This is a genomic window from Streptomyces sp. NPDC002742 (genome assembly GCF_042888885.1).
Classification (GTDB): domain Bacteria; phylum Actinomycetota; class Actinomycetes; order Streptomycetales; family Streptomycetaceae; genus Streptomyces.
This window is the reverse complement of sequence record NZ_JBIAQF010000015.1, coordinates 88,961-114,885: the sequence shown is the minus strand read 5'-3', so window position 1 is coordinate 114,885 and position 25,925 is coordinate 88,961. Positions and strand designations below refer to the sequence as shown.

24 protein-coding genes are annotated in these 25,925 nt (G+C 72.2%); 10 read left to right on the top strand and 14 right to left on the bottom strand.

Annotated features, from left to right (window positions below; all coding sequences use genetic code 11):
* Nucleotides 1–85 precede the first annotated feature (85 nt).
* On the bottom strand, nt 86–1,030 hold the full coding sequence (locus ACFYW8_RS26705; RefSeq protein WP_389081054.1) for a helix-turn-helix transcriptional regulator: 945 nt from the start codon (nt 1,028–1,030) through the stop codon (nt 86–88).
* A 39-nt stretch (nt 1,031–1,069) separates the two neighbouring features.
* Between ACFYW8_RS26705 and ACFYW8_RS26700 the strand changes: the two genes are divergently transcribed.
* Both ACFYW8_RS26700 and ACFYW8_RS26695 read left to right on the top strand, forming a co-directional pair.
* Nucleotides 1,070–1,639: a hypothetical protein gene (locus tag ACFYW8_RS26700; protein WP_389081051.1), complete on the top strand. Its 570-nt coding sequence runs from the start codon at nt 1,070–1,072 to the stop codon at nt 1,637–1,639.
* Nucleotides 1,636–2,124: a hypothetical protein gene (locus ACFYW8_RS26695; protein WP_389081047.1), complete on the top strand. Its 489-nt coding sequence runs from the start codon at nt 1,636–1,638 to the stop codon at nt 2,122–2,124. The genes ACFYW8_RS26700 and ACFYW8_RS26695 overlap by 4 nt, the downstream gene beginning before the upstream one ends.
* A 29-nt stretch (nt 2,125–2,153) precedes the next feature.
* Here the strand turns inward: ACFYW8_RS26695 and ACFYW8_RS26690 are convergent, their stop codons facing one another.
* Both ACFYW8_RS26690 and ACFYW8_RS26685 read right to left on the bottom strand, forming a co-directional pair.
* On the bottom strand, nt 2,154–2,867 hold the full coding sequence (locus tag ACFYW8_RS26690) for a class I SAM-dependent methyltransferase (protein ID WP_389081042.1): 714 nt from the start codon (nt 2,865–2,867) through the stop codon (nt 2,154–2,156).
* 5 nt (nt 2,868–2,872) lie between these two features.
* Entirely contained in the window at nt 2,873–3,178 is a 306-nt protein-coding gene (locus ACFYW8_RS26685; protein ID WP_365872428.1) for a 4a-hydroxytetrahydrobiopterin dehydratase, read from the bottom strand.
* Between the two features lie 464 nt (nt 3,179–3,642).
* Here ACFYW8_RS26685 and ACFYW8_RS26680 point away from each other — a divergent pair, with 464 nt between their 5' ends.
* The 3 genes from ACFYW8_RS26680 to ACFYW8_RS26670 all read left to right on the top strand — a co-directional run bounded on the left by ACFYW8_RS26680 (nt 3,643) and on the right by ACFYW8_RS26670 (nt 6,430).
* Entirely contained in the window at nt 3,643–4,479 is an 837-nt protein-coding gene (locus ACFYW8_RS26680) for a helix-turn-helix domain-containing protein (RefSeq protein WP_389081035.1), read from the top strand.
* Nucleotides 4,480–4,644: 165 nt separating this feature from the next.
* Complete coding sequence (locus ACFYW8_RS26675; protein WP_389081031.1) at nt 4,645–5,508, top strand: helix-turn-helix domain-containing protein; 864 nt, start codon at nt 4,645–4,647, stop codon at nt 5,506–5,508.
* A 106-nt stretch (nt 5,509–5,614) separates the two neighbouring features.
* Nucleotides 5,615–6,430, top strand: coding sequence for an SAM-dependent methyltransferase (locus tag ACFYW8_RS26670; protein ID WP_365872422.1), 816 nt, complete (start codon nt 5,615–5,617; stop codon nt 6,428–6,430).
* A gap of 187 nt (nt 6,431–6,617) precedes the next feature.
* Here ACFYW8_RS26670 and dnaK read toward each other — a convergent pair whose 3' ends face one another.
* Together dnaK and ACFYW8_RS26660 are read right to left on the bottom strand one after the other, a co-directional pair.
* Nucleotides 6,618–8,495 carry a molecular chaperone DnaK gene (dnaK, locus tag ACFYW8_RS26665; protein ID WP_389081022.1) on the bottom strand — a complete coding sequence of 626 codons (1,878 nt, stop codon included), beginning with the start codon at nt 8,493–8,495 and terminating at the stop codon, nt 6,618–6,620.
* 143 nt (nt 8,496–8,638) lie between these two features.
* Nucleotides 8,639–9,064, bottom strand: coding sequence for an OsmC family protein (locus ACFYW8_RS26660; RefSeq protein WP_355771011.1), 426 nt, complete (start codon nt 9,062–9,064; stop codon nt 8,639–8,641).
* Between the two features lie 155 nt (nt 9,065–9,219).
* Between ACFYW8_RS26660 and ACFYW8_RS26655 the strand changes: the two genes are divergently transcribed.
* Complete coding sequence (locus ACFYW8_RS26655; RefSeq protein ID WP_389081014.1) at nt 9,220–9,999, top strand: hypothetical protein; 780 nt, start codon at nt 9,220–9,222, stop codon at nt 9,997–9,999.
* Entirely contained in the window at nt 9,989–12,550 is a 2,562-nt protein-coding gene (locus ACFYW8_RS26650) for a VWA domain-containing protein (RefSeq protein ID WP_389081008.1), read from the top strand. Before ACFYW8_RS26655 ends, ACFYW8_RS26650 begins: the two co-directional genes overlap by 11 nt.
* A 59-nt stretch (nt 12,551–12,609) precedes the next feature.
* Here the strand turns inward: ACFYW8_RS26650 and ACFYW8_RS26645 are convergent, their stop codons facing one another.
* Together ACFYW8_RS26645 and ACFYW8_RS26640 are read right to left on the bottom strand one after the other, a co-directional pair.
* The gene (locus tag ACFYW8_RS26645; protein WP_389081473.1) at nt 12,610–14,649 is read right to left on the bottom strand and encodes an alkaline phosphatase family protein; all 2,040 of its coding nucleotides are present in this window, start codon (nt 14,647–14,649) and stop codon (nt 12,610–12,612) included.
* A gap of 208 nt (nt 14,650–14,857) precedes the next feature.
* Complete coding sequence (locus tag ACFYW8_RS26640) at nt 14,858–15,337, bottom strand: hypothetical protein (RefSeq protein ID WP_389081003.1); 480 nt, start codon at nt 15,335–15,337, stop codon at nt 14,858–14,860.
* An 84-nt stretch (nt 15,338–15,421) separates the two neighbouring features.
* Here ACFYW8_RS26640 and ACFYW8_RS26635 point away from each other — a divergent pair, with 84 nt between their 5' ends.
* On the top strand, nt 15,422–16,195 hold the full coding sequence (locus tag ACFYW8_RS26635; protein ID WP_365872410.1) for an MBL fold metallo-hydrolase: 774 nt from the start codon (nt 15,422–15,424) through the stop codon (nt 16,193–16,195).
* A gap of 65 nt (nt 16,196–16,260) precedes the next feature.
* Nucleotides 16,261–16,887, top strand: coding sequence for a DedA family protein (locus ACFYW8_RS26630; RefSeq protein WP_389080995.1), 627 nt, complete (start codon nt 16,261–16,263; stop codon nt 16,885–16,887).
* Nucleotides 16,888–17,064: 177 nt separating this feature from the next.
* On the opposite strand, the gene ACFYW8_RS26625 is transcribed toward ACFYW8_RS26630, so the two are convergent.
* The 3 genes from ACFYW8_RS26625 to ACFYW8_RS26615 all read right to left on the bottom strand — a co-directional run bounded on the left by ACFYW8_RS26625 (nt 17,065) and on the right by ACFYW8_RS26615 (nt 20,795).
* A complete protein-coding gene (locus ACFYW8_RS26625; RefSeq protein ID WP_389080990.1) occupies nt 17,065–18,312 on the bottom strand; it encodes an aminotransferase class I/II-fold pyridoxal phosphate-dependent enzyme in 1,248 nt (415 codons plus the stop codon).
* Nucleotides 18,313–18,615: 303 nt separating this feature from the next.
* Nucleotides 18,616–19,710, bottom strand: coding sequence for a hypothetical protein (locus tag ACFYW8_RS26620; RefSeq protein WP_389080986.1), 1,095 nt, complete (start codon nt 19,708–19,710; stop codon nt 18,616–18,618).
* 335 nt (nt 19,711–20,045) lie between these two features.
* Nucleotides 20,046–20,795 carry an ANTAR domain-containing response regulator gene (locus tag ACFYW8_RS26615; protein WP_389080981.1) on the bottom strand — a complete coding sequence of 250 codons (750 nt, stop codon included), beginning with the start codon at nt 20,793–20,795 and terminating at the stop codon, nt 20,046–20,048.
* Nucleotides 20,796–20,953: 158 nt separating this feature from the next.
* Between ACFYW8_RS26615 and ACFYW8_RS26610 the strand changes: the two genes are divergently transcribed.
* The gene (locus ACFYW8_RS26610) at nt 20,954–22,135 is read left to right on the top strand and encodes a PAS domain-containing protein (protein WP_389080978.1); all 1,182 of its coding nucleotides are present in this window, start codon (nt 20,954–20,956) and stop codon (nt 22,133–22,135) included.
* Between the two features lie 47 nt (nt 22,136–22,182).
* Here the strand turns inward: ACFYW8_RS26610 and ACFYW8_RS26605 are convergent, their stop codons facing one another.
* The 4 genes from ACFYW8_RS26605 to ACFYW8_RS26590 form a co-directional block, all read right to left on the bottom strand.
* The gene (locus tag ACFYW8_RS26605; protein ID WP_389080973.1) at nt 22,183–22,977 is read right to left on the bottom strand and encodes an RNA polymerase sigma factor SigF; all 795 of its coding nucleotides are present in this window, start codon (nt 22,975–22,977) and stop codon (nt 22,183–22,185) included.
* 286 nt (nt 22,978–23,263) lie between these two features.
* A complete protein-coding gene (locus ACFYW8_RS26600; RefSeq protein WP_389080969.1) occupies nt 23,264–23,842 on the bottom strand; it encodes a TIGR03086 family metal-binding protein in 579 nt (192 codons plus the stop codon).
* Complete coding sequence (locus ACFYW8_RS26595; protein WP_261705022.1) at nt 23,839–24,081, bottom strand: DUF6158 family protein; 243 nt, start codon at nt 24,079–24,081, stop codon at nt 23,839–23,841. The genes ACFYW8_RS26600 and ACFYW8_RS26595 overlap by 4 nt, the downstream gene beginning before the upstream one ends.
* A 223-nt stretch (nt 24,082–24,304) precedes the next feature.
* Nucleotides 24,305–25,924 carry an ATP-binding cassette domain-containing protein gene (locus ACFYW8_RS26590; protein WP_365872394.1) on the bottom strand — a complete coding sequence of 540 codons (1,620 nt, stop codon included), beginning with the start codon at nt 25,922–25,924 and terminating at the stop codon, nt 24,305–24,307.
* Between the last annotated feature and the right edge of the window lies 1 nt (nt 25,925).

The window sequence follows — 25,925 nt, the reverse complement described above, 5'->3', positions numbered from 1 at the left end:
TGGTACCTCCTGGGAGGACGGACTGCTTCTGCCCTCCCAGTCGCCGCCGCCCGTACGGGAGTTGCCGCTCCGCAGCAAGCGCTCTCTACGCGTATCTGCGGGCCAGTTCGGCGACCGTGGCGGAGATGCGGGCGCGCAGTCCGGGCGGCTCCAGGACCTCGATCGCCGTCCCGAGCCGCAGGAAGTCGTCATGGGCCTGGTCCTCCGACTCGACGGGGACGGTGGCACGCGTCCAGCCGTCCTTCTCCGTACGGCCGTTGACCGTCACCGCTAGTCCGGCGGGACCGCCCAGCCGGGTTCCCGGCGCGATCCGGACGACCGCCTCCGCGCGGTGCAGCCGCTCGTGGAAGTCCCGCTGGTACGCCGTCCAGTACGCCGCGAGGTCGAATCCTTCGGGTCGTGCGAACTCCTCGCCGGAAGAGGCGAGTTCGAGGATCTGGTCCACCCGGAACGTGCGCGGCCCCGGGCCGGCGACGACGTACCAGCGCCCCGCCTTCAGGACGAGCCCGTACGGCTCCAGGCGGCGCTCCACGTCGGTCGGTTCGCGCCAGCGGCGGTAGCGGATGCGCAGGCCCCGGCCGTTCCAGACGGCGTCGGCGACGGCGGCGAGGTACGGGGTCTCGTCGGCGTCCGCGTACCAGCCCGGCGCGTCCAGGTGGAAGCGGCCGCCGACCCGGTCGGCGTGCTCGCGCAGTTCGGCCGGGAGGGCGGCGCGCACCTTGAGCTGGGCGGCCGCGAGCAGCGGGCCGAGGCCGAGTTCGGCGGCGGGTCCGGGTACCCCGGCGAGGAAGAGCGCCTCGGCCTCCCCGGTGGTGAGGCCGGTGAGGCGGGTGCGGTAGCCGTCGAGCAGCCGGTAGCCGCCCGCGTGCCCCGCGTCTCCGTACAGCGGCACACCCGCCGAACTCAGCGCCTCGACGTCCCGGTACACCGTGCGGACCGACACCTCCAGTTCCTCGGCGAGCTGGGCGGCGGTCAGTCTGCCGCGGGTCTGGAGCAGCAGCAGGATCGAGATGAGACGGCTGGACTTCACTGACACAGGGTGTCAGTGAAGCGGGCCTAGCGTCTCCTCATGACTTCGAGGACCTCCACGGCCTCCGCGCCGCCCACCGTTTCCACGGCCTCCGCGCCGCCCATCGCCTCTCCGGGCTCCCCGCCACCCGCGCCCTTCAGGGAGAAGTTCCTGACCGTGCCGCCAGCCATCGAGGTGGCGGGGCGGTGGATCAAGCGGTACCACGTCACCGCGGACCCGGCCGGTATCGAACCCGAGGTCGAGCGGGCGGCGTACGCGATGCTGCCGCGGCTGCTCCCCGAGCCGGACGGCACCCCGCCCGCCACCTTCGTCGTCCTGCACCGGGGCGGTGACGACGGCGCCTACTTCAACGCGTACAGCTGGGTGTGGGACAACGTCCTGCACTTCCGGGGCGCCGCCGCGGGCCAGCCGGTACTGGGCTGCCCCGACCGGGACCCGGCGCACTTCGTCACCGTGGACCTCCCGTGGATCGGCTGCGTCTGGGAGCTGCCGCCGATCCTGCACGAGCGGGACGCCTGGGTGCGGCATCTGCTCGCCTCCGAAGTGCCCGACCTGGAGGCCTACGTGACCGACTCACTGCCCGAAGGAACCACGGGGGACCGCACATGAGCGACGCCCGCGACAACGCCGCCCCCCGCGACTTCGACTTCCTCCACGGAGACTGGGACGTCCTCAACCGGCGCCGCACCGACTTCCTCGACCCGGAGAGCGACTGGGAGGAGTTCCCGGCCGTCAGCCGCTGCTGGAACCTGTTCGGCGGGGCGGCGAACATCGACGAGATCGACGTACCGAGCCAGGGATGGACCGGGCTGACACTGCGGCTCTTCGACGTGGAGACCGAGCGGTGGTCGCTGAACTGGTCCTCCAGCCGCAGCGGGAAGCTGTTCCCGCCGGTGCTCGGGCGGTTCGGGCCGGACGGGCGGGGCGAGTTCCACGGCGACGACACCCACGACGGGAAGGACGTGCGGGTGCGGTTCGTGTGGTCGGGGACCTCGGAGACGACGGCCCGGTGGGAGCAGGCGTTCTCTCTGGAGGGGGAGAACACCTGGCTGACCAACTGGACCATGGAGTTCACCCGGAGGACGGCCGTCTGACGCCGTCCGGCCCGGCGCAGGGCCGGGGTTCAGGCCTTGCGGTACGCCCGCAAGGTGAACTCGGGCTCCTGGCGCGGAACATCCGGGTCGGGCAACGACTCGATGCGGTCCGCGAGTTGGAGGCCGCCGGACGCGTAGAGCTCGCCGGTCCGGATGAAGTGGGCGACGCGGCGGGGGGTCCGGCCCTGGCCGTGGCCCCGGAAACGGGTCGTACCGCTCGGGGCCAGGCCGTGCTCGGCGGCGTACGCCGTGACGCGTTCGGCCCCGTCCGCGGCCCGTTCGTCGCGATAGGGGCCGGCCAACGCGTCTATGTCGCTGCCGACGTGATGGGCCGCGGCCTTGTCGACGGTGGTGACGAGCACACCGCCGGGGCGCAGGACGCGCGCCGCCTCGGCCACGACGGGGCCCGCGTCGTCCAGCAGTTGCAGCAGCCAGATGACCGACACTGCGTCGAATGAGCCCCCAGGGAAAGGGAGTTGGTGACAGTCGGCCAGGACGACGGCCCCCGGCAGACGCGCGGCGGCCCCGCGCGCCATGCCGTACGCCGCGTCCGCGCCCGTCACCCTGAGCCCCGGCCTGGCGGCGAGCCGACGCGTCACGATGCCGGTGCCACAGGCCAGGTCGAGCAGGCTGCGGGCGTCGTCGGGGACCAGCGCGAGCACGGCGTCGGCGGCCGCGGCGGCCCGTGGCTCGCCGCCCCGCGTCGCGTCGTACCGGTCCGCTTCCTTGTCGTAGTCCAGCACAGAGGTCAGTTTGCGCCGTGGCCCGGCGCCAGTGCCTCCACCCTGCGGACGAGATCGAAGTCGAGCGCGGTGACGGCGCCGCCTACGCTGTGCGTGTTCACGGTGAGGGTGATCGTGTTGTAGCCGAGGGTGAGGTCGGAGTGGTGGTCGAGCTCCTCCTGCACCTGGGCGATGTGCACGACCATCGCGGTCGCGGCGAAGTGCGAGCCGAGCCGGTAGGTACGGGCGAGCCGGTCGCCCTCCAGCGACCAGCCGGGCAACTCCGCCAGCCGCTCCTCGATCTCCTTCTGTGCCAGCGCTTCGACGGCCATGGATCGGATCCCTTCGTCCGGCGGGTGAGACGTGCGGGGTCGCACGGCAGGTACACGGTGGTACGCGGTGAATCCCTTGGCCAGCAGCGTGCCACAACCGCACCCGGCAGGCTGGCAGGGCGCGAGCGGCGCGGCTCACCGACGGCCGGCCCGGTTGTCGCGTCAGCGGCCCGGCCCCGGGAACTCGCCTTCGACCCGGCCCCGGGGCCGGCCGGCAACCCGTCCCCGGCACTCGTCGACCGCGAGACCCGGGGGCCCATCGGTGGCGGGCCGGGCGGCTCATCGACGGCGGGCCCCGGAGCCCATCCGCGGCGGCGCCGGGCGGCTCATCGGTGGCGGGCCCCGGCGGCGGACAGGTTCGTGCGGTGTCGTCGGCCGTGCGGGACGAACCTGTGGAGGGCCTCCGCCTCCCAGGACAGGCTCCACAGGTCGTTCACGTGCCGCTCCTCGACTACGGTCCTCGTATGCGCATTGTCCCGTCCGGTCCCGCCGCCGTCTCAAGTTCCCCCGCCGAGAAGGGTGTCGGACCGCTGCTGCGCGGCTGGCGGGAGGAGCGGCGGGTGAGTCAGCTGGAGCTGGCGCTGCGGGCGGGCTCCTCGGCCCGTCACATCAGTTTCGTCGAGACGGGCCGCTCCCGCCCCAGCGAGGAGATGGTGCTGCGGCTCGCCGAACACCTCGACGTGCCGGTGCGCGAGCGCAACGCGCTGCTGCTCGCGGCCGGTTACGCCCCGCACTATCCGGAGACCCCGCTCGACGACCCCTCGATGGACGCGCTGCGCGAGGGCGTGGAGCGGCTGATCCAGGGCTACGAGCCGTATCCGGCGCTGGTGGTCGACGCGATGTACGACGTTCTCGCCGCGAACCGTGGCATCGCCATGCTGCTGGAGGGCGTCCCGGAGCGGCTCCTCGTGCCGCCGCTGAACGCGATTCGGCTGACCCTGCACCCGGAGGGTCTGGCGCCGCGCATCCGCAATCTGCGCGGCTGGCGTGACCATCTGCTCGCCCAGATGAACCGGCAGATCGCGCTGCGGCGGTCGCCGCCGCTGCGCGCGCTGTACGAGGAGGTGGCGGCCTATCCGGTCCCGGACCGGGACGCGGCCGAGGACGACGAGGCGCCCGGCCCGGCCCCCCACTTCGCGCTCCCCCTGCGGATCGAACACGAGGGCCGGGTCCTGTCGTTCATCTCGTCCATCTCGACGTTCAACACCCCGATGGACGTGACGGTCGCCGAGCTGGCCATCGAGACACTCCTCCCCGCGGACCCGGCGACTGCCAAGTACCTACATTCACTGCGTCCGTGACGGTCGGTCACTGACCGCCCCGCCGCGATCCGGCCGCGGGCGCCGTGCGCATCAGGTGTTTCCTCTCTCAAATCGCCCTGGATTCAGTCGTGTTGAAGTCAATCTCTGATGGTTCTGCACAGACATGGCACACTGCACGCATACTTCGGCCGTGGGGAGGCGGGCGTGAGTGAGCGACGACCAGCACCCACCGTCGGGCAGGTGGTTCTGGGGCGACGGCTGCAGGAGCTGCGTGAGGCCGCGGGCCTGAAGCGGGAGGAGGCGGCGCGTGTACTGCGGGTCGCCCCGGCGACCGTGCGGCGGATGGAGATGGCCGAGGTCTCTCTCAAGATCCCTTATGTACAAGTGCTGTTGACGACGTACGGGGTGGCCGACGACGAGGCGGACGTCTTCGTGGCTCTCGCCGAGGAGGCGAACGAACCGGGCTGGTGGCAGCGGTACCACGACGTTCTGCCTGACTGGTTCAGCATGCACGTCAGCCTGGAGGGCGCGGCCGAACTGATCCGCTCGTACGAACCGCACTTCGTGCCGGGGCTGTTGCAGACGGAGGAGTACGCGCGGGCCGTGCTGGAGGCCGGGACGGTCGGACAGACGGGTCCCGAGGCCATCGACCGGCATGTGTCGCTGCGCATGAAGCGCCAGGCGCTGCTCACCCGCGAGAACCCGCCCCACCTCTGGGTGATCATGGACGAGACGGCGTTGCTGCGTCCGGTGAGCATCCGGGGTGAGGTCATGCGCGACCAGATGGACCGGCTGCTGGAATGGGTCGCGCTCGATCACATCACGCTCCAGGTCGCGGAGTTCGCGGCCGGCCCGCACCCGGGGACGTACACCTCCTTCGCGCTGTTCCGCTTCGCCGAGCAGGAGCTGCCGGACATCGTCTACAGCGAGTACGTGACCGGCGCCCTCTACCTCGACGCACGCGAGGAGGTGGCACTGCACCTGGAGGTGCTGGACCACATGTCGGCCCACTCCGCCTCCGCCCAGCGCACCAAGGAGCTCCTACGGGAGTGCCGCGAGCGCTACTGAGCACGCCGGCCGGGCCGTCGCCACCGGGCACGTCGGCCGGGCCGTACACCCACTCGAAGACGATCGCAGCACACGGACACCCCGAAGCCGACCGAGGAGCAGACGCATGACCGGAAGCGAAGCCGCACCCACCAGGATCGACACCAGCCGGCCCCATCCGGCCCGTGTCTACGACTGGTGGCTGGGCGGCAAGGACAACTACCCGGTGGACGAGGAGCTGGCCCGCAAGATCCTCGCCACGGACTCGACCGCCGTGCGCGGGGCACGGGCCAACCGCCGCTTCATGCACCGCGCGACACGCACCGCCGCGCAGGCCGGCATCCGACAGTTCCTGGACGTCGGTACGGGCATCCCCACCCAGCCCAACCTCCACCAGGTGGCCCAGCAGGTCGCCCCGGACGCCAGGGTCGTGTACGCGGACAACGATCCGATCGTGCTGCGGCACGCCGAGGCGCTGTTGCACGGCTCCCCCGAGGGCAGCACCGATTACGTGCACGCCGATGTCCGCGACCCCGAAACCATCCTGCGGCTGGCGGGCGAGTGCCTGGACCTCAAGCAGCCCGTCGCGCTGTCGATGGTCGCACTCACCCACTACCTGGACGCCGACACCGGCGGTGACGACGTCTACGGCCTGCTCGAACAGTACGTCGACGCTCTCGCCCCCGGCAGCCACCTCGTCCTGTCGCAGGTCACCGCCGACATCAGCCCTGAGGGCGTCGCGAAGGCCTCCGAGCTGTTCCGTCGCAGCGGCACCCCCTTCTTCCCGCGCGCCCGGGACGAGTTCTCCAGGTTCTTCGACGGTCTGGAACTCGTCGACCCCGGAGTCGTCCCGGTCTTCGACTGGCGCCCGGAGAGGGAGGACGTGGTGGCCGCGAGGGAAGGCGTCGCGCCCTTGTACGCCGGGGTCGGACGCAAGCACTGAGCGGTCCGGGTGGACCCCGGGTCACCGGGGTCAACGGGGTCACCGGGCAGGACTGAGCGACCCCGGTGCCGGAGCGCGGCCCGCCGCGACCGCGCACACGTACTGTTCGTCCGGGCGGCGGCGATCGTGTCCGGGGCGACGAACCTGTCCGAGTCCGACCGACCACCGGCCCATCACACCGGCCGGCTCAGGCCGCACCGTCCTTCGTGTTCCCGTCCCGGTCCTCGTCCACGATCTCCGCGTCCACCACGCCCTCGTCCTCGCCCGGGGCGTGCCCGGTGGGCGGCTGGTCCTCCGGGGGTGTCTGCTGCTGGGCCCGGGCGTACATGGCCTGGCCCATCTGCTGGCTGACGGTGGCCAGTTTCTCGATGGCGCCGCGCAGGGCGGCGGTGTCGGCGGAGGAGTCCTCCAGGAGCTGTTTCAGTTCGGCGGCGGCCGAGGCGACCTCGGTCTGCGTCTCGGCGGGGACACGCTCGTCGTTCTCGCGGACGAACTTCTCCGTCTGGTAGACGAGTTGCTCGCCGTGGTTGCGGGTCTCGGCCGCCTCCCGGCGACGCCGGTCCTCCTCGGCGTACTGCTCGGCCTCGCGCACCAGGCGGTCGATGTCGTTCCTGGGCAGCGCCGAGCCGCCGGTCACGGTCATCTTCTGCTCGCGCCCGGTGGCCAGGTCCTTCGCCGAGACGTGCATGATCCCGTTGGCGTCGATGTCGAAGGCGACCTCGATCTGCGGAACGCCGCGCGGCGCGGGCGGCAGACCGGTGAGGTCGAAGACCCCGAGCTTCTTGTTGTACGCGGCGATCTCGCGCTCGCCCTGGTAGACCTGGATGCCGACCGAGGGCTGGTTGTCGGCGGCCGTCGTGAAGATCTCCGAACGCCGCGTCGGAATCGTGGTGTTGCGCTCGATGAGCGTGGTCATGATGCCGCCCTTGGTCTCGATGCCGAGGGACAGCGGGGTCACGTCGAGAAGCAGCACGTCCTTCACCTCCCCCCGGATCACACCGGCCTGGAGTCCCGCGCCGACGGCCACGACCTCGTCCGGGTTGACGCCCTTGTGGGGGTCCTTGCCGGTGAGTTCCTTCACCAGGTCGGTGACGGCGGGCATCCGGGTCGACCCGCCGACCAGGATGACGTGATCGACGGCGGACAGCTTCACACCGGCGTCCTTGACCGCCAGATGGAAGGGGGTCTTGCAGCGATCGAGCAGATCGGCCGTCAGCTCCTGGAACTGGGCACGCGTCAGCTTCTCGTCCAGGTGCAGCGGGCCTTCGGCGGTGGCGGTGATGTAGGGCAGGTTGACGTTGGTCTCGGTGGCCGAGGACAGCTCGATCTTGGCCTTCTCGGCACCCTCACGCAGCCGTTGCAGCGCCATCTTGTCGCGTCCCAGATCGATGCCGTGCGCGGCCTTGAAGCGCTGCGCGAGGTGCTCGAGGATCCGCTGGTCCCAGTCGTCGCCGCCGAGCCGGGTGTCGCCGTTGGTCGCCTTGACCTCGATGACACCGTCGCCGATCTCCAGGAGCGAGACGTCGAAGGTGCCGCCGCCCAGGTCGAAGACGAGGACGGTCTGCTCCTCGCCCCGGTCCAGCCCGTACGCCAGGGCGGCGGCCGTCGGCTCGTTGATGATCCGTAAGACCTTCAGGCCCGCGATCTCGCCCGCCTCCTTGGTGGCCTGGCGCTGCGCGTCGTCGAAGTAGGCGGGCACGGTGATCACGGCGTCCGTGACGTCCTCGCCGAGATAGGCCTCGGCGTCCCGTTTCAGTTTCTGCAGCACTCGCGCGGACAGTTCCTGCGCGCGGTAGCGGGTGCCGTCGATGCTGCCCGTCTCGGGAAAACGCCAGGTCACATCGCCCATGTACCGTTTCACGGACCGCGCGGTGCGCTCCACGTTCGTCACGGCCTGGCGTTTGGCGACCTCGCCGACCAGCACCTCGCCGTTCTTGGCGAAGGCCACCACCGAGGGCGTGGTGCGCGCGCCCTCGGCATTGGCGACGACCGTCGCCTCACCCCCTTCCAGTACGGCCACCACCGAGTTCGTCGTACCGAGATCGATTCCGACCGCGCGTGCCATGTCCGTCCCCTTCCGCCAGGGCTCTGCCCGCCCTCAAGCACAAGACGCGCGATACCGCTTGTCAATGGCGCGGACGGCCGGGCGGGGGCGGACACGCCGATGCCGCGCCCCCACGGGGAGGACGCGGCATCGGCGTACGAACGTCAGGCGAGCTTCGCCGACAGGGTGATGGTCGTACCGGTCAGGGCCTGGCTGACCGGGCAGTTCTTCTTGGCGTCCTCGGCCGCCGCGACGAAGCCGTCGTTGTCGAGGCCCGGCACCGTGCCCTCCACCGTGAGGTGGATGCCGGTGATGCCCTCGCCGGGCTGGAAGGTGACGTCGGCGTTGGTGAGGAGCTTGGTGGGCGGGGTGCCAGCGCCCGCGAGGGCGTGCGACAGCGCCATGGAGAAGCAGCTGGAGTGGGCGGCCGCGATCAGCTCCTCGGGGCTGGTCCTGCCGTTCGCGTCCTGGGCCCGAGACGCCCACGTCACCGGCTGCTGGCCGATGCCGGAGGAGTCGAAGGTGACGACGCCGTTGCCCTCGAGCAGGTTGCCTTCCCACACGGTGTGTGCGGTGCGCGTGGTTGCCACGATGATTCCTTTCGGGTGTGGTCCCGTTGCCGGGGTCCGTGCCCCCATCCGATCACACCCGGGGCCGCCGTACCCGCCGGACGGGGCGGCGATCCGCCGGGTCGTCGCTGTGATTCCCCTGACGGGAGTTACGACAAGGCCCTACAGTCCATGACATGGTCGAACTCTTCCAAGTCCTTGGGGGAATCGCGGGATTCGGCGGAGTCGCACTCGGCGTCCTGTATCTGCTCTACCGGGACTTCGTACGCGACATCATCCGCACCAGGATGTTCCGAACCCTCACCTCGGCCCAGGCGACGGCGCTCTTCGGCGCCGTGATCGTGCTCGCCTTCGCCGTCGCGATCCTCGGGATCTTCGCGACGCTCGCGGAGAGCAAGGGCATCCAGCAGTTCGTGGTGCTCGTGGGAATGATCCTGCTGTTCCTGCTGGCCGTGCTGTTCATCGCGGCCAGGGTGACCACCGGATCGCGGTCCCGCCGACGGGACGCCGGGGTCACCGAGGCGGAGCGGTCGCTCGTCGCGGTGCTCAGGCATGTGACGCGCAAGGAACCGGAGCAGGCGGAACGGGCGCTGGAGGCCTCACCCGCGGACCGGGACTCGGAGGAGTTCTGGTACTGGAAGGCGCGGATCGCGCTGGCCCGCTCGAACATCCGGGTCGCCTCCGGCTATGTCGAGGAGGCGCTCAAGCTCGACGCCCGAAATCCGCACAGCCTGGCACTGAAGATCATGCTCCTGCTGCTGGGAAACGACCAGGCGGAGCGCGACCGGGCCGCGCGGCTGACCGAGGAGAGCACGGGACTCGACCGCGAACTCGACGCCTGGCTGCGCCGGTTGCGGGCCGAGGGAATGTTCGACGGTGGAGTGCGCACCCTCACCGAGCTGGAGGCCCGGTGCCCGCTCCCCACCCGTACGACGGAGAGTGAACATGCGCGGTGACAAGAAGACCCCGGTGACCCCGCGAGGAGCCGTCCTCTACGTGGGACCGCCCACGACCGGAGACGGCAGGGACGGCGCCGGGGAACGGGCGGCGGCCGAGGCGCGGCGGCAGGCCGCCGCGCTGGGGCTGGCACCACGGGAGCCGGTCGCACGGACCGAGGAGGAGGCGGACGCGCTGCTCGCGCGGGACCCCGACGCGGTGCTCGTGGTCCATCCAGGTGAGAGGCCGGGCACGCGGTGGCCTGAGCCCGGCACCACACTCTGGAACTTGCTGCGGGTCGGCGCCGTACTGCGTCTGTGCGACCCCGAAGCCGTGGGCGACCCGCAGTCACCACCGGCGGCACCACCGCTCTCGGGCCCGGTGGCGTTACTGGTGGTCGACCTGATCGCTCCCGCCACGCGCTTCGGACCGCACTACCTCCGCCGCCGGCGGCGCGAGATCGAGTGCCGGGCCTTCGCCGCCCGCCTCGGCCTGCGCGATGTGGGGGTATTCGGAAGTGATCGCTTCGCGTCGTTCAACGGTCACCGGCTCACCTCCCTGTCACCGCTCGGGCCGGCGGGCACGGTGACCGCCGTCGTCCACCCCGACGTCACCGCCCCGGATCCCGGCACCCCGGACGGTCTGCTGTGGCGATGGCTGCGTCAGGGACGGGTGATCCATCCGGGGCGACGGCCGGGGTCTCCGGAGGAGCCCGCTGCGACCCGGAGCTCGGGCCCCGGCGCGTCGGCCAACCGGCTGTCCAGGTCCACAACCCCGCCCGGGCCCGCGGTGTACGACTCAGCCGACCGGGTTGCGGCCATTGGCGATGACGCCTGCGCGGCGTTCGGGCGGGCAGGTGGCGAGGACGACCCGGACGTACTGGATTTCCTGTCGCACGCTCAGGAGTACCACGGCCGTGCCTTCCAGACCGACAGCGCGCTGTCCGTCGGCCGCTTCTCCTCCTCCCCACCCCCGCGCAGCCCCTTCCACACCCCCCGCGACACCGGCCGTCCCCTCCCCCACGACGGCCTCTTCATCCGCCGCAACAACGCCTTCGGCACGCGGTCCGTGCTCGGAGTGAAGGATCTGATCGAGCAGGGCGTCATCATCGGGCAGGATCAGATCAGGTTCGACGACTTCGTGGCGGCCCGCACCGATCAGGTGCCCGGTCCCCGGGCCGGAGAGGCCGTCGCCGTGAGTCATGGACTCGCCGCCGTTCCCGGTGAGTTCAAGGCGAGCGAGGCGACCACCCACTTCGTGGAGATCACGCTCAAGGCGGGCGAAGCCCGTCCCGAGGACGCTCCCACCACCGAGTCGCTGCCCGTGAACTTCGTCTTCGCCGTGGACACCAGCGTCTCGATGACGGGCGAGAAGCTCGACACCGTGAAGGCCGCCCTGCAGACGATCTACCGTGCGCTGCGTCCCGCCGACTGCCTGGGCATCATCACCTTCGACCACAGTGTGCGCACCGTCCTGCCGGCGGTCGCCAAGCGGGACCTGACCCCCGAGCGCTTCACGAACGTGGTGTCCGCGCTGACCGCCGGCGGCGGAACCGACATCAACCTCGGAGTGCAGTACGGGATCGACGAGATCAGCCGCCACTCGGTGAGCGGGCGAACCGTCAACTGCCTGTATCTCTTCTCCGACGGCGACCCGACGTCCGGCGAACGGGACTGGATCAGGATCCGTACGAACATCGCGGCCAAGCTGCGCGGCGACCTCACCCTGTCCTGCTTCGGTTTCGGCTCCGATGCCCGGATGCCCGAGCTGGCCGCCCTCGCGGGACTGGCCGGCGGCCACTCGACCTTCGTGACCCGGCCGGAACAGATCGGCGCGGACCTCCTCGGGGACCTGAGCAGGCGCGACCACCTGGCCGCCATCGACATCCAGCTCAAGCTCGACATCGATCCCGGGGTCGAGATCCGGCACCTGTACGGCCACGACCTGGTCACCGACCGCAGGGCGCGCGCCGCCGTACTCCGTGAGGCAGGACAGGCAGCCGCCCGGGCCCGTGACGACTACGGCACCAAGGCGCTGCCCGACATCATCGACGACGAGAAGGGCGTCCGGATCTTCGCTCCCGACCTGGCCTTCGAGGAGACGTACTGGGTGGTCCTGGAGGTCAGGGTGCCGCCGGGCCGTGAGCTGACGGGGCTGGGGACAGCGGTCGTGCAGTACGTGGACACCGTGGCCCGCGAGAGCCGCCGGCACGAGATCGATCTGTCGCAGGCGCTCACGCTGTCGGAGGAGACGGTGACGGTGCACGCGGTGGGCCTGTGGACCAGCGAGGTCACCTTCTACGCGCTGGACGACCTGTACGACCACGACAAAGTGGCGGCGAAGGACCGGCTGACGCGGCATCTGAAGGCTCTGGAGGACGCGCACAGCCACCTCCCGGCGAAGGAGTTCCGCGACGACCAGGTCACGCTGCGCAAGTTCATGACGCTCGCCGGGACGCTGGGCAGCGCGGTCTTCATGAGCGATGTGTCCCACAGCCCCGGCTTCGCGCCCACGTTCCAGGTGATGAACGAGTTCGGCAGGGTCCGGTCGGGGTTCTGGCCGCATCACTGACACGGTTCCGGCACCGTGGGCACTCGCCCCGCGCCGCCTCGCTGAAACCTGGTGGGCCGTCAGGCGGCGCGCTCGTCCGGGTGGGCCGGGAGCGGGACCTGGGGGCCGTCGCACTCGCGCAGCCAGCGTCGCAGCACGTCGTGCACCCGCTCCGCTCCCACGAGTTCGGTGTCGACGCCGGCGAAGTCGGCCTCCGCGCGGACGAGTCCGGTGTCGACGCCGACCGGCGCGGACAGGGCGACGGGGGAGAGCAGGAAGGGCCGCCCCTGGGCGCCGCCGAGCCCGCCGTGCGAGCCGATCTGCTCCTCGAAGGCGAGGACTTCGCCCCCGGCGGGGTCGTACGAGGAGTTGACCATGATGTCGGCGGCGTGCGGGAAGGAGTGCGTGCGTCGCACGGCGTCGGCGGCACCGGGGCCGAAGTCGGCCAGTGGGCCGGGGCGTTCGTCGTCGAGGAGGTCCACCGGCACCTCGACGCCGTGCGCGCCGAGCACGAGGCCGCCGTGCTCCTCGCTGCGGACCAGGAGGAAGCCGACGCCGGGGTGGTTGGCGAGCGTGGACAGCAGCGCGGGGTGGCGGCGGTCGATCTCCTCCCGGCTCATCCGGTGCGGCACGTCGGGGAAGGAGACGAGACCGAGGTTGCCGGAGGCCAGGACCAGGGGCTCCGAGCGGCGCCCCGACGTCCCGCGCCGCTCGTCACGCTCCTCGACCGGCCTGCGCAGCGCGGCCCGTACGGCGGTCCGCGCCTCGGCACCGCTGTGGGTCCGCCGAGCCCTGCGGGGCACGGGCAGCCCGCAGCCGGCCCGGACGAGATTGCCGAGGCTGAGGCCGTAGCGTGTCAGGAAGGTCTCCCCGGGGCTCTGGCCGTGGTCGGAGAGCACGACGATCCGGTACGGCCGCGGGGCGTGCTCGGCGACCTTCTCGATCAGCGCGAGCGACCGGTCGAGCCGCTCCAGGATCTTCTCGGCGTCCCGGCTCCGCGGCCCGGAGTGGTGTGCCACTTCGTCGTACGCCACCAGGTCCGCGTAGACCGCGTTGCGCCCGGCGAGCATGTCGCCGATCACCGCGGCGACGACGACGTCCCGCTCGACGACGGTCGCGAACGCGCGGACGAAGGGGTACAGCCCGCCGCGCTTGACCCGGGGCCGTCTCTGTTCGAGCCGGGCCCGGGTGGACTGACCCGTCTCCCTGAAGACTTCGGCGACGAACGACATCGCCGTTCGGACGGCGTTGGCCGGGTCGGAGAAGTACGCGAAGTAGCCCGCCCGCGAGCGGTTGTCCCGTCCCCTGCGCGCGGCCACGGACAGCACGAGGGCGAGCTCGTCGGCGCCGCCGCTGAAGAGGTTGCCGCGGCTCGCGCCGCCGACGGCCAGCAGGCCTTCGTCGCCGGTGTGCGCGACGGCCCGGCGCTGCAGTTCCGCGGCGCCGGTCGGACGGTTGCAGACCATGACCTCCTGGGTGTCCTTCTCGTACCACCGGAAGGCCGGGACGTCGTGGTTGGTGCCGTGCAGGATGCCCAGTTGGCTGGCGCCGGTCTGGCTGGACCAGTCGGTACGCCACGGGGTGAGCCTGTGAGTGGGACGGTTACCGTCCAGCCATCGGGCCGCGGTCGGCATCAGTCCCTTGCCGACCGCCTCCGTCAGTACGTCGTGCCCGACCCCGTCGAGCTGGAGGAAGACCGCACCGTGCGTCGAGGGACCGGGGTGCCCGGCGGAGCGCCGACGGCGGCGGTCCGCGAGGCGGTAGAGCCGGCGGCGGTACGCGTCGTCGTCCCGTACGGCGAGGGCGGCGCCGGTGGCCGAGGCGACCGCGGACATCACGGCGGCCACGACCACGGCGGTCTCGGGGGCCGCCTCACCGTGCCCGGAGGGGCTGAGCCGCAGGGCGATCAGCAGCAGCGAGCCGTTCAGGAAGAAGACGAGAAGACCGAGCACCAGGGCGGGGACGAGCAGCAGGGCCCGCACGAGCAGGGGCCACACCAGCGAGGACAGAAGGCCGAAGACGCCCGCGCCGACCGCCGCGGTGACGGCGATCCGGGTCGCGCTGTCCCCGCTGTCCGACTGCAGACGGAAATCGGGCAGCGCTCCGGCGAGGACGAGCATGGTGAGCGTGGACACGGCCCACACCGTGATACTCCGCCCCGCCGCGCTGACGAAGCGCCGCCAACGTCCTGCGTCCACGCCCAGTCCACCTCACGTCCCGGCCCGCCCGGTCCGCGCGGCCTGCTCCCACCCTGTCACAACGGCCGGAGATCCCCACAAGTCCCCAAAAACCGCGGGAAGTCCTCCGGAACCTTGCCCGGCGGTGAGATCAACGGCCGTCGTATCCGGCCGTCGGCATCGACAGGCGGCGGTGGACGCGGGCCTTCATCTGGGCGTCGTACGACGGTTCGGCGGTGCCCACCGTCTCGACGCGTACGCCGCGGCGCACGCACTCGGCGGTGAACTCCTCGACCGAGGCCAGTGCCCGTTCGAGCACCCGGCGGCTGGGCGCGACGAACAGATCCACGAGGCCCGCCTCGACGTCCGCCCACAGACCGCGGTGGTCGGGGCGCAGACCGCGTACGAGAAGTTCCCGGGTGACGACATAGCCGTGCTCGGCGGCCCAGCGGGCGCACATCGCGTGCTGGCTGCGGGAGTCGACGAGGAAGGGGTCCGCGTCGAGCTCCTCCAGAGGTGTCAGGCTCGCGATCGCCGTGACGCGAAGCGACGGCGGCCGCGACGCCGGGCCGCTCCACTCGTGCGAGCGCTTGCGGGCGTGCGTGCCGGAGGCAGCGCGTGCGTCTCTCATGGCGTCCCCCTCACCTCCGGGTTTCGCCGCAGACCCTACTCCTGCCCGTAGGCTCGGGGGGAGTCGTGCGAAGGAGGCAAAGAGGTGCCGGTGGAGATCACCTGGTGGGGGCACGCCACCTGCACGCTGGAGGACTCCGGGACACGCGTGCTCACCGATCCCCTCTTCGCGCGCCGGCTCGCGCACCTGCGGCGCAGGCGCGGGGCGCCGCCCCCTCCCCCGGCGGCGGTCGCCGACGTCGCGCTCGTCTCCCATCTGCACGCCGACCATCTGCATCTGCCGTCGCTGGCACGACTGGCTCCGGGTACTCGGCTGCTCGTGCCCCGGGGTGCCCGGCGCTCGGTGCCGGGGCTGCGCAGGCTGGACCATCTGCGGCTCACGGAGGTCGCGCCCGGTGACCGCACCCGGGTCGGTGACCTGGTCGTACGCACGGTTCCCGCGCGGCACGACGGACGGCGGCTGCCGATCGGACCGCATCGCTCCCCCGCCCTGGGGTACGTGGTCGAGGGCGAGGCGCGGACGTACTTCGCCGGGGACACGGGGCTGTTCGCCTCCATGGCCGAGGAGGTCGGACCGGTCGACGTGGCGCTGTTGCCGGTGGGCGGCTGGGGTCCGTATCTCGGGGAGGGACATCTCGACGCGGGGCGTGCCGCCGAGGCGCTCGCCGCGTTGCGTCCGCGCAGCGCTGTGCCGGTGCACTACGGCACGTTCTGGCCCATCGGAATGGATGCCGTGCGCCCCCATGAATTCCATGCGCCGGGTGAGGAGTTCTTGCGCCTGGCCGCCGAGCGTGCGCCCCAGGTCGCGGTGCACCTGCTGGGGCAGGGCGAGAGCGTGCGTCCGCAGGCCGCCCGGTGATTGCCCCATCCGCCGTGGGGGCGGTGGTTCTCTCTCTTCTCCTGTCGGTCGGAGGCGCCGCTCCCGTGACGTTCCTGTCCGCCGCGGCCCCGGCCGTGCCGCCGGAGTCCACCCAGCAGGCGCTCGGCTATCCGTCCCTGTTCCTGCTGGTGCTGATCGGCGCGCTGGTGCCGGTGGTGCCGACCGGTGCGCTGGTGAGTTCGGCGGCGGTGGTGGCCTTCCACCAGACGTCGCCCTTCGCGCTGCTGATGGTGTTCCTGGTGTCCTCGGTCGCCGCATTCCTCGGTGACATGTCGCTCTACTGGCTCGGCCGGCGCGGCATGGGTTCCAGGAACGGATCGCGCTGGCTGGAGGCGATCCGGGTGCGCGCGCCCGAGGACCGGCTCGCCCAGGCGCAGCGAAAGCTCGCCGACCACGGCATCGCCGTCCTCGTCCTGTCCCGCCTGGTGCCGGCGGGCCGCATCCCGGTGATGCTGGCCTGCCTGATGGCGAAGATGCCGCTGCGTGTGTTCGCCCGCGGAGACATCCCGGCCTGTCTCGCGTGGGCGGCCACCTACCAGATCATCGGGATCCTCGGGGGCTCGCTGTTCCCCGAGCCCTGGCAGGGCGTGGTCGCGGCGGTGGCGCTGACGGTCGCGATCAGCGCGGCGCCGAGCATGTGGCGCAGGTTCCGCGGCAGGACACGCTCGTAGGGCCGTCGCCTTCCCCTCCAGGAAGGCCTGTCACTCCAGTACCCGGGAGCCTCCCACCGCCAGATCCCACAGGTTCTCGCGGGCCAGACCCGCCCGCTCCCAGGCCGCCCGCACCCGCCGCAGGGGGATCGTCTGTGTCCTTCGTCGTCGTGCTCGTGGTCGACTCGGACTGCTGCGTCATCGAGGAGACTCCCATCGCTGAGCGTCGTCGCGGAGATCGTCGAAGGCCGACCTCAACCGGGTCAACGCGTCGCGTACATGCGGCAGTTCCAGTGGCGAGGGGGAGCTGAGGGATTCCTCCCGTTCTTCGTCCGTGGAGCCGAGCAGCGGCCCGGTGCCGAGGCGGACCCGGAGCGCGGCGAGGTCGTCGCCGAAGCGGTGTCCGCCCGGCGCGGGCATGCCGAGCCGGGTGGAGAGGTAGTCCTCCAGGTCCTGCGCGTCGCCGACGCCGTGCGCGCCGAGGGCGGAGCGGAGCGGGCCGAGGTCGACATACAGGTGCCGGCCGGCCTGCGGTGGGCGCACGACGGCGCCCGCGGCGTCCACCGCGCGCCGCGCGGCGTCGGCCACGCTCGCGTGCAGGCGTACGGCGGCGGTGAGCCGTTCGGTGACCGCGGCGGGCTCGCCGAGCGCGTACGCGGCCGCCGCCGCGACCGGTTCGGCGACGCGCGCGCCGAGCACGGTGAGCACGTCGAGGACGCGGGAACGCAGCAGCGTGCCTCCGTCGTTGTCGGGGAAGCGGGCGACGGCGGCCGGCCAGCCCTGCGGCAGGAAGGCGCCCGCGAGGTCGGAGATCACGGTGACGTCGTCGGGGAGCATCTCGGCGGGGCTGAGCAGTACGGTGTCGTGCGGCCGGTGCAGGGTGTCGCGCCAGGTCTCGTCGCTGACGATGTGCAGTCCCTCGCCCGCCGCGGCCTCCACGGTCTCGTGCACCACCTCGGGCGGTGCGACGGTGGCGGTCGGGTCGTCGGCCACGGACAGCAGGAGCAGACGCGGGTCGCCGCCCTCCGCTCGGACTCGGCGGACGGTCTCCAGGAGAGCGTACGGATCGGGGAGGCCACCGCACTCCGCGGGCGTCGCCACGTGGAACACGGAGCTGCCCAGCAGGCGTGCCTGCGGCGCCCACCACGCGGCGCACGGGCGGGGCGCGAGGACGTCGCCGCCGAGTGCCGCGGTCAGCGCCAGCAGCAGTGCGGGGGCTCCGGGCGCGGCCACCACCCGGTCGGGTGCGGCTGCCAGTCCGCGCCGGGTCCAGTAGCCGCGCGCGGCGTCGAGGAGCGCGGGGCCGCCGCCGAAGAGCTCGGCGTCGGAGCGGTCCGCGGCCGCGGCCAGCACGGAGCGGAGTTCCGGCAGTACGGGCAGGCCCTGATCGGGCAGCGGCGGCCCGTACCGGACCGGTCCGTGGCCTTCCGGCGCCGTCCGCCGCATACCTGCCTCCGCACCGTGGGTGCCGCCGTTCCCTGTCCCGGAGCCTGCTCGTCCATACGGTTCCGGGTGTCTTCGCCCCCTCCCGCAGCTCACCTCGCGCGGCTCGCCGACCCGCGCCGTGGGCCGCTCAGCACGCAGAGGCATGCCGTCCCCTGCGTCCCCTTGTGAGTTCGCCCGGGGGTTCGCCCGGAGGTTCGCCAGGAAATTCACTCGGGAGTGCCATCCGGAGTGCTCTCGGGAATGCTCTGGGAAACGCTGTCGGGAGCGTGCCCGTCACATCGTCAGCCGGCGTGCCGTCGACCGTCACCGTGCCGCCCGCCGCCTGCGCAGCCGGTGCAGCCGGTACGCGGCCGCGCCCACGGCCCCGGCGATCAGCACGCTGCCGGTGATCAGGGCCGGCACGGAGTCGGTGAACACGCCGCCCTCACCGGCCTGTACACCGCGCTGGACGGTGGGCGGACGCCCACCGGCGCCGGTACCCATGCCCGCGCCGGTGCCGGAGCCGGTCCCGTCGTCGGGTCCGTGCGTCGCCGTGCCGCCCCGGGCCACGGAGTACGAGGCGGTCCACTGTTTCCCCTGACCGCCGGGCGGCGCGGGACAGACCCCGTCCACGTTCCACGGGCCGTCGGCGCCCCCGGCGTCCGGGCCCGCCTTGTCGGGGCCCACCGTGTCGGGAACCGCGGTACCGGGAGCCGCGGTATCGGGACCCACCGAGTCCGGACCCACCGAGTCCGGACCCACCGAGTCCGGACCCACCGTGTCGGGACCCACCGTGTCCGGGCCCAGGTCATCCGGGCCCACGGTGTCCGGACCGGCGGACTCCGCACCCACGGCGCCGGGGGTCAGCGGATCGGGGACCACAGGGTCGCCGGCGACGGGGGCGGGCGCGAGGGCATCGGGCGCGACGGTGTTCGCGCCCCCGGGGGCGGGGTCCACGGCCTCCGTGCTCGCGGCGTCGGGATTCTTCGCGTCGGAAGCGCCTGACGCGCCTGGACCCATCGGGCCGGAACTCACCCCGGCGGAGCCGCGCCCCGCGCCGGACCCGGCCGCGGCGGGGTCCGCGGCCGTGCCGGGAACCGCGTCGGACTCGCCGGACCCGCCGGACGAGATGAGGGCCGTGCCGCTGTAGGAGGCGGCGCCGCCGGCGTTCGGGTCGGCGCCCTCGACGCGGTGCAGCTGGACCTTGCCCTCCTGGAAACCCTGGGAGCTGGCGTCGATGAAGTCGGGCGGGCTCCCCCCGATCGCGTCGCAGGTGACCCTGATGGTGACGGTGCCGCCGGGTTCGACGGAGCCCGGGCTGACCTCCGCGGCCGGATCCGCGGACGCACCCGACGCGGCGGCGCCCAGGGCGGCGCCGGCCAGGGCGGTGGCGTACAGGACACGGGCGGTACGGCGCATGAGCGGGGCTCCTTCGGCGGGGCTGCGGTCCGAGAGCCACGGCCGTCGTGTCCCTCGGGCCCATCAGAGCCCGCCGTCCCGCCGGGCGCGAACGGCCGGGCACCATTCGCGGGAAACAGGGGCCCGAGCGGGTGACATCGCGGCGAGGGGCGACCGGCTCCGTGTACGGCATCCGACGCGCCCCCTGCAAGACCCACCGCCGGTCCTGCCCTCACCCCGTACGGCGTCCGGCGCCGCCGCCCTCACGACGGCCGCCCCGCAGCCGTACGACGCCCACTGCCGCGCCCGTGCGCCACCCACCGCCCGTCACGGGGGCACCCGGCGCCCGTCACCCGTCACCCGTGCCCCGTCACCCGTACCCCGGTCTGGGAGTCCGGTTCCTTCTCCGTCCCCAGCTCCAGTCCACGTCCCCGCTTGTCCACGACGGCCGCGGCGACGTCGGACAGTTTGCGGTTGGTGCCCTGGGAGATGCGGCGCAGGACCGCGAAGGCCCGGTCCGCGTCGCAGCCCAGGACGTGCATCAGCATGCCGCAGGCCTGGTCCACGACGGGCCGGGAGCGCAGCGCGGTTCCCAGCTGGTCGAGCTCGGTGAGTGCGGCGCGGTAGGAGCGGTCGCGGACCAGGCCGGTCGCGGTGTGGTCGCCGAGCGCGCGGGCGGCGCCGTGCGGGGCGCCTTCGAGGGCGCCGGGCCGGAAGCTGTAGAGGCTGAGGGTGACGGTCAGCCCGGAGCGGCGAAAGGGGATGGTCACGCTGGAGCGCACACCCGCGTCGAGGGCCACGGCCCGGTAGTCGGGCCAGCGCTCCTCGACCAGCAGGTCCGCCGAGTCGACGGGTTGGCCGCGTTCCAGAGCGGCCGGGATCGGCCCGTCGCCGGAGCGCAGTTGTACCGAGACGAGTCCCGCGAGGTCGGGGTGGGTCACCGCGGCCGGCCGTTCCGAGCCGCCGCCGGACACCATGCTGCTGGCGCCGCAGCAGTCCGTGACACAGCGCGTGGCCTGTTCGGCGAGTTCCGAGAGCCTCCTCCCGGGAAGGGCGGACTCAGGTGATTCCGGTCCCAGACGGCCGAGTTGATCGGATTCCGGCATGGCTCGCTCCTCCTCTCCTTCCGCCTTCCCGCTCAACCGCGCCGAAAACGACCGCTCTCGCCCAGGCCGGAACCAAGCGCCCTCACCTGCGCCGGACAAGTCCTGCGGGTTCCGCCCCCGTCCCCCGCGCCACGCCTCGGCCGGGTTACGTTCATCGCATGGCGCAGACGGACGAATTCGGTGAAGAACTCGCGGATTTCGTGCGCCGCGTCTCGGAGTTGAAGGCGGCGCGTTCCGTACCCGCCCAGGAGATGCCCACGGTCCTCGACGCGGCCATCTTCGAACTCGACCATGTGGCGGAGCAGTTGTGGCCGGCCTTCCAACGGCTGTCCGCGACCGGTCCCTCCGGCATCGGTTCCGTGGACCGCCAGGAGCAACAGCTCCTGAAGGCGCTGTTCCAGCGGGTGCCGGTGCCGGTCGTGCTGGTCGACCGAGAGAGCGTGGTGCGCCGGATGAACTTCGCGGCGACCTCGTTCACCGGCGTCCGGGCCGGTTACGCCACCGGTCGGCCGCTGACCGGGTTCCTCGCGCACGCGGACCGGGCCGCGTTCCGCTCGCAGGCGGCGGCGGTGGCCCGCGGCGAGGGCGACCGCGGGCTCACCGTGCGTCTCCAGCAGGAGCCGTCGGCGCCCGTGCGGGCGACGCTCGCCGCGCTGCGGCCCAGCGGGGAGCCGCGGACCGCCGTACTCGTGGTGCTCCAGCCGGTGGACGAGGGGAACCCTTCGCGTTCCCCGGGTGCCCCGTATTCCACGGGCTCCTCGCATTCTCCGGGTGCCTCGGGGCCAGGTGCGCCGGGGCGGGCGGTGCCGAGCCTGTCCGCGACGACCCGGCACGCGGCGCTGATGGACCTGGTGGACGCCATGACCACGGCACTGCTCGGCAGTCCGGACGGGGACCGTCCGTCGGTGCTGGCCCGGGCGGCCGAAGTGCTGCACGGGCGGTTCGCGGACTGGGTGGTGGCCGACGCCGGGGACGGACGGCTGTCGCGTACGGCCGTCCTCGGCCCGTCCGGATGCGGCGAGGAGGTGGCGGCCGTGGCCGCGCAGGATCCCGCCGCGTGTCCCCTCGTCGCCGAGGCGGTACGCGGCGGGTCCACGGCTCTTCAGGTGCGTCCCGAGGATCCGGAGTCCTTCGGCCGCGACGCCTCGGGCGCCCCGGTCCTCGTCCGCGCCGACGTGACGTCCCTGCTGTGTGTGCCGCTGCCCGGCGCATCCGGTTCCGTACGTGGGGTGTTGACACTGTTCAGGAGCGGAAGCCGGCCCGCCTTCTCGATGGCGGAGGCACAGGCGATGGATCTGATGTCCCGTCACATCGCCCTGAGGCTGGCATGGCCGGCTTGAACCGACCGCTCCCCGGGCTTCCGCCGGGCGACGGGCCGACGACGGACTCAGGCCGCGTCGCGCATGATCTGGTCGCGCAACTGGGTGCAGCAGCGGCTGATGAGGCGGGAGACGTGCATCTGGGAGATGCCCAGTTCGTCGGCGATCCGGCTCTGGGTCATGTCGCTGAAGAACCGCATGTAGAGGATGGCGCGTTCACGCTCGGGCAGGGCCTGGAGCCGCGGTTTGACGGCCTCGCGGTCGATGACGGTGTCGAGCGCCGGGTCGGGCGAACCGAGGGCGTCGCTGAGGGAGTAGCCGTCCTCGCTGCCCGGCAGTTCGGCGTCCAGGGAGAGCGCGGTGAAGCTCTCCAGCGCCTCCAGGCCCGTCAGGACGTCCTCCTCGCTCATCCGGGCGTGCTCGGCGATCTCGGCGACGGTGGGCCGGCGGCCCGAGATGATCTGCGACAGGTCCTGGCTGGCGAACCTGACCCGGTTGCGAAGGTCCTGGACCCGGCGCGGCACGTGCAGGGTCCACATGTGGTCACGGAAGTGGCGCTTGATCTCGCCGGTGATCGTCGGCACCGCGTAGCTCTCGAAGGCGTTGCCGAGATCGGGGTCGTAACGGTCGACGGCCTTGACCAGACCGAGTGCCGCGACCTGGCGCAGATCCTCGTAGCTCTCGCCGCGGCTGCGGAAGCGTCCCGCGAGCCGTTCGGCCATCGGCAGCCAGGACTCGACGATCTCCGCGCGGAGAGTGTCGCGCTGCTCACCCGGGGGGAGCATGGCGAGCCTGCGGAATGCCTCCGCGGTGTCGGGGGCGTCGTCGTGCGGATGGTGCGTCGCGCTCGCTCGAGTTCGCATGATGCGTCGCAACTCCCTTGATGGTGCCGTGTAATGGACAGTCATCGTGGGAACGCACCCGTACGCCGGACGACGAGTACACCCATGGCGCGGATGACCGCTCCCACGGACGTGCCTCCTGTCCGAAGCACTGCGACAGCGTCTGCCCCGCGGCATGCGGGACAAACACTCTCCCAGTATCTCCCGAGCCGGGCCGCCCGTCTCCTCGGGGCCCTGTGTGACCGCGGCATCACCGCCCGGCGTCACCGATCACGACGACGTGCTCACAGCGGGTGCGCGAACGCGATCAGGGCCGGCGCCCGACCAGGCAGAGCAGTCTCGTCTGTACGTCCGCGCCGGGCGGTGGCTCCTCCGGGGCCGCGAAGAGTCCGCTCTTCTCCAGTTCCGCCGCGTGCGGGGTGACCTCCCGGACCGCGAAGGACAGCAGGTCCTCGGGAAGTCGTTCGTCGGCGCCGATGGCGCGGGACAGGTCCCACGTGTGGACCGTCAGGTCGGTGACCAGTTGCGCACAGTAGTCGCCCGCCTGCATGTCCCCGAACGAGAGATGAACAGTGCGGTCGAGCGCTCCGGGTTCGGCGAACACGGTGCGGGAGGCGTCGGCCACGGTGTCCCAGGCGGCGACCGGGTCCGGACCGAGCAGGTCGCCGTCCAGGCTGTCGCCGACCGAGTCGACGGTGGCTCCGTCCCGGACCAGCGCGGGCACCCACGCCTGCTCGGAGACGAGGTGGCCGACGAGGTCGCGCACGCTCCAGGAGGTGCACGGTGTGGGGGCGTCCCACTGGTCGTCGCGGATCGCGTGGACACGGCGGCCGAAGAGCTCCATGGCCTCCGCCTGCCGGGTCAGGATCGGGTTCGGGTCGGTCATGCCGGCGGCACCCCCGCGGGTCCACGCTCCCGGGCGCCGTCACGGGTACGGCCCGCCGAGACGGGCCGGCGCGGGTGGCGGCGCAGGTACTCGCCCTCCAGCTGGGCCATGCGCACGTTGTGGGTGTGCAGCGCGTCGTTCGAACCGTGCAGCAGCGTGTCGTGACGGGTGCGGTGGATGGCCTCCAGCTCTTTCATCAGCTGCTGGTCGTCCAGCCGGTCCGGGTCGACTCCGGTCATGGTGCTACCCCGCTCGTCGTGGCCGTCGGTGCGGTCCGGACACCGCCCCGGGCAGACACTGCCCCGAACGGCGTCCGGGAGGGAGCCATGGATCGAGACCTACTCCCTCCACTCTACGAACATCCGGGGTGCCGGGCCTCCCCGGGAGGTGCCGGGCTTCCGGCACTCCACGGGGCTCCCCCGCGAAGACCACCGGTCCCACGGGTCCCGCCGGTCCCACCGCCTACCGGGCCCGCTCCACGCGGCGCTCGTCCCAGACCGGCTCCTGCGTCTCCCGTACGCGGCCGTCCGAGCCGAAGACCAGGTAGCGGTCGAAGGAGCGGGCGAACCAGCGGTCGTGGGTGACGGACAGGACCGTCCCCTCGTACGCCTCCAGGCCCTCCTGAAGTGCCTCCGCGGACTCCAGGTCGAGGTTGTCGGTCGGCTCGTCAAGGAGCAGGGCCGTCGAGCCCTCCAGTTCCAGGAGCAGGATCTGGAAACGCGCCTGCTGGCCGCCCGACAGCTTCTCGAAGCGCTGCTCCGCCTGCGCGGTCAGCTCGTAGCGGCGCAACCGGGACATCGCGGCTCCGCGGTCCTGCGAGTGCTCGGCCCACAGGATGTCGAGGAGTGTGCGGCCCTCCAGTTCCGGGTGGGCGTGCGTCTGCGCGAAGTGGCCGGCCACCACGCGCGCGCCGAGCTTCCACTCGCCGGTGTGCGCGACTTCGCCGCCCGCGAGCAGCCGCAGGAAGTGGGACTTTCCCGAGCCGTTGGAGCCGAGGACGGCGACGCGCTCGCCGTAGTAGATCTCCAGGTCGAAGGGTTTCATCAGGCCGGTGAGCTCAAGTCCCTTGCAGGTCACGGCCCGTACTCCGGTCCGCCCGCCGTGCAGCCGCATCTTGATGTCCTGCTCGCGTGGCGGCTCCGGCGGCGGTCCGGCCTCCTCGAACTTGCGCAGCCGGGTCTGCGCCGCAGCGTAGCGGGAGGCCAACTCATGGCTGATGGAGGCCGCCTGACGCAGGTTCAGGACCAGCTTCTTGAGCTGCGCGTGCTTCTCGTCCCAGCGCCTGCGCAGTTCCTCGAAGCGCGCGAACCGCTCCCGCCTGGCCTCGTGGTACGTCGCGAAACCGCCGCCGTGCACCCAGGCGTCCGCCCCGGCCGGGCTGGGCTCGACACTGATGATCTTCTGGGCGGCGCGGGAGAGGAGCTCGCGGTCGTGGGAGACGAAGAGCACGGTCTTGCGGGTCTCCTTGAGCCGCTCCTCCAGCCAGCGCTTGCCGGGCACGTCGAGATAGTTGTCCGGCTCGTCGAGCAGCAGCACCTCGTCGGTGCCGCGCAGCAGCGCCTCCAGGACCAGGCGCTTCTGCTCGCCCCCGGACAGGGTCCGGACCAGCCGCCACTGCGCCTTCTCGTAGGGGACGCCGAGTGCGGCCGTCGTGCAGATGTCCCAGAGGGTCTCGGACTCGTATCCGCGGACCTCGGCCCAGTCGGACAGCGCCTGCGCGTAGCGCAGCTGCGCCGCCTCGTCGTCCACGGTCATCATCGCGTGCTCGGCGGCGTCCACGGCCTTCGCCGCCTCACGGATCCGCGGCGGGGCCACCGAGACGAGCAGCTCGCGCACGGTCGTCTCGTCGCGTACGGAGCCCACGAACTGGCGCATCACACCGAGCCCGCCGCTCACGTTGACGGTCCCCCCGTGGGGCTTGAGCTCCCCCGAGATCAGCCGCAGCAGCGTCGTCTTCCCGGCGCCGTTGGGCCCGACCAGGGCGACGACGGCCCCTTCGCCCACCCGAAACGACACATCGCCGAGCAGCGCCCTCCCGTCGGGAAGGTAGTACTCAAGGTGTGCGGCTTCGAGATGTCCCATG

Excerpts from the sequence above, each read along its gene's own strand:
- ACFYW8_RS26670 (WP_365872422.1), top strand. The coding sequence starts at position 5,615 with ATGACCGGAAGCGAAGCCGCACCCACCAGGATCGACACCAGCCGGCCC.
- ACFYW8_RS26645 (WP_389081473.1), bottom strand. The coding sequence starts at position 14,649 with ATGCTCGTCCTCGCCGGAGCGCTGCCCGATTTCCGTCTGCAGTCGGAC.
- dnaK (WP_389081022.1), bottom strand. The coding sequence starts at position 8,495 with ATGGCACGCGCGGTCGGAATCGATCTCGGTACGACGAACTCGGTGGTG.
- ACFYW8_RS26605 (WP_389080973.1), bottom strand. The coding sequence starts at position 22,977 with ATGCGAACTCGAGCGAGCGCGACGCACCATCCGCACGACGACGCCCCC.
- ACFYW8_RS26620 (WP_389080986.1), bottom strand. The coding sequence starts at position 19,710 with ATGCGCCGTACCGCCCGTGTCCTGTACGCCACCGCCCTGGCCGGCGCC.
- ACFYW8_RS26700 (WP_389081051.1), top strand. The coding sequence starts at position 1,070 with ATGACTTCGAGGACCTCCACGGCCTCCGCGCCGCCCACCGTTTCCACG.
- ACFYW8_RS26625 (WP_389080990.1), bottom strand. The coding sequence starts at position 18,312 with ATGCGGCGGACGGCGCCGGAAGGCCACGGACCGGTCCGGTACGGGCCG.
- ACFYW8_RS26590 (WP_365872394.1), bottom strand. The coding sequence starts at position 25,924 with ATGGGACATCTCGAAGCCGCACACCTTGAGTACTACCTTCCCGACGGG.
- ACFYW8_RS26610 (WP_389080978.1), top strand. The coding sequence starts at position 20,954 with ATGGCGCAGACGGACGAATTCGGTGAAGAACTCGCGGATTTCGTGCGC.
- ACFYW8_RS26695 (WP_389081047.1), top strand. The coding sequence starts at position 1,636 with ATGAGCGACGCCCGCGACAACGCCGCCCCCCGCGACTTCGACTTCCTC.
- ACFYW8_RS26685 (WP_365872428.1), bottom strand. The coding sequence starts at position 3,178 with ATGGCCGTCGAAGCGCTGGCACAGAAGGAGATCGAGGAGCGGCTGGCG.
- ACFYW8_RS26680 (WP_389081035.1), top strand. The coding sequence starts at position 3,643 with ATGCGCATTGTCCCGTCCGGTCCCGCCGCCGTCTCAAGTTCCCCCGCC.
- ACFYW8_RS26600 (WP_389080969.1), bottom strand. The coding sequence starts at position 23,842 with ATGACCGACCCGAACCCGATCCTGACCCGGCAGGCGGAGGCCATGGAG.
- ACFYW8_RS26640 (WP_389081003.1), bottom strand. The coding sequence starts at position 15,337 with ATGAGAGACGCACGCGCTGCCTCCGGCACGCACGCCCGCAAGCGCTCG.
- ACFYW8_RS26655 (WP_389081014.1), top strand. The coding sequence starts at position 9,220 with ATGGTCGAACTCTTCCAAGTCCTTGGGGGAATCGCGGGATTCGGCGGA.
- ACFYW8_RS26595 (WP_261705022.1), bottom strand. The coding sequence starts at position 24,081 with ATGACCGGAGTCGACCCGGACCGGCTGGACGACCAGCAGCTGATGAAA.
- ACFYW8_RS26650 (WP_389081008.1), top strand. The coding sequence starts at position 9,989 with ATGCGCGGTGACAAGAAGACCCCGGTGACCCCGCGAGGAGCCGTCCTC.
- ACFYW8_RS26615 (WP_389080981.1), bottom strand. The coding sequence starts at position 20,795 with ATGCCGGAATCCGATCAACTCGGCCGTCTGGGACCGGAATCACCTGAG.